Source organism: Streptomyces sp. NPDC004610 (genome assembly GCF_040609715.1).
Taxonomy (GTDB): domain Bacteria; phylum Actinomycetota; class Actinomycetes; order Streptomycetales; family Streptomycetaceae; genus Streptomyces.
Window position 1 is genome coordinate 1 of sequence record NZ_JBEXLA010000093.1, and the last position, 1,464, is coordinate 1,464.

1 protein-coding gene is annotated in these 1,464 nt (G+C 67.1%); it reads right to left on the minus strand.

The window, feature by feature from the left end; all coding sequences use genetic code 11:
• Positions 1-24: 24 nt before the first annotated feature.
• Positions 25-1,227 carry an IS110 family transposase gene (locus tag ABZX40_RS41495; RefSeq protein WP_355751417.1) on the minus strand — a complete coding sequence of 401 codons (1,203 nt, stop codon included), beginning with the start codon at positions 1,225-1,227 and terminating at the stop codon, positions 25-27.
• Between the last annotated feature and the right edge of the window lie 237 nt (positions 1,228-1,464).

The window sequence follows — 1,464 nt, forward strand, 5'->3', positions numbered from 1 at the left end:
GGGGGGGTGCCCCTATGGGTTTGGTCAAGGTGATGGGGCAGGTTGGGGATCGTAGTAGGTGCCGTCTCGGAGCATGGCGAAGAGGACGTCGGCCCGGCGCCTGGCGAGGCAGAGGAGGGCTTGAGTGTGGTGCTTGCCCTGGCTGATCTTCTTGTCGTAGTAGGTGCGGGAGGCCGGGTCGGCCAGGGCTGCGAATGCGGAGAGGAAGAAGGCCCGTTTGAGCTGCTTGTTTCCGCGCCGGGAAGGCTGTTCGCCGCGGATCGAGGAACCGGAACTGCGGGTCGTTGGGGCGAGGCCTGCGTAGGCGGCGAGGTGGGCGGCGGACGGGAAACTGGATCCGTCGCCGACGTCGATGAGGATGCGTGCTCCGGTCCTGACGCCGATCCCCGGCATGGACGTCAGGACCTTCGAAAGAGGGTGTGCCTCCAGCAGTTCCTCGATCCTCGAAGCGAGGAGTTTCCGCTGGTCAAGCACCGCTTGGAGCGAGGTGGCGAGGCTGGGAACGATCAATGCCGCCGCGCCTGTGCCCGGGACGACGACGGTCTGCTCGTCCAGAGCAGTGAAGATGTCCTCGACCAGGCGCTCGGCCATCCGCGGTGCCTTCGGACGCATCAATGTGATCAGCCGGCGTCGTCCGGCCTTGCGGATCTGCGCCGGGGAACCGAACTGGTCGAGGAGCCTGAGCACGGCCGGATGCTGCACTCGCGGCCCCAGGACCCGCTCCAGCGACGGATGGACCTGCGTGAGCAGGCCCCGAAGCCGGTTGCTGATCCTTGTCGCTTCGCCGGCCAGGTCGTCGTCGAAGCCGACGATCATCTCCAGCTCGGCGATGGTCTCGTCCTCAAGGTCGACCGAGCGGAGTGTGTGCGGCATGATGCGGGCGGCATCCGCGATGACGAAGGCGTCGCGGGCATCGGTCTTGGCCTCGCCGGGATAGAGGTCAGCGATCCGCCGCATCGTCAGCCCGGGCAGGTAGGCGACCGGGCAGCCCATGTCCCGGGCCACCGCCAGTGGCAGGGCCCCGATCGAGGCCGGCTGATCCACCACAACAAGGACGGTCCCGTGCTTGGCCTGCAGTTTCCCGACCACCTCGCGGAGCTTGGGCTCGCTGTTGGGCAGCCGCTTGTCGAAAGCCTTCTTCCCGGCCGGGGTGACGGCGGTGGCGTGGTGTTCGCCCTTGCCGACGTCCAGGCCGAGGAAGGCACCGATGTCACTGACGTCGATCACTTGCGTCCTCCGGTCGTCCTTGCCCGGCCGTCCCACGGCACCGATTGCCACATCCACATCACGAAGAGCCTCCCGACCTGCGAAGAAGCCGGTGGTCATGCCCCTAATCAGCGGTCTGTCGATGCCTCCGGAGCCGGTGACACCACCCCCCAAGCCATCAACTCGACAGGGGGAGAGAGTCATGCCAACTCCGGAGGCCGGGCGCCCCATTGCGGGGCCACCAAGAAGGTAATGGGG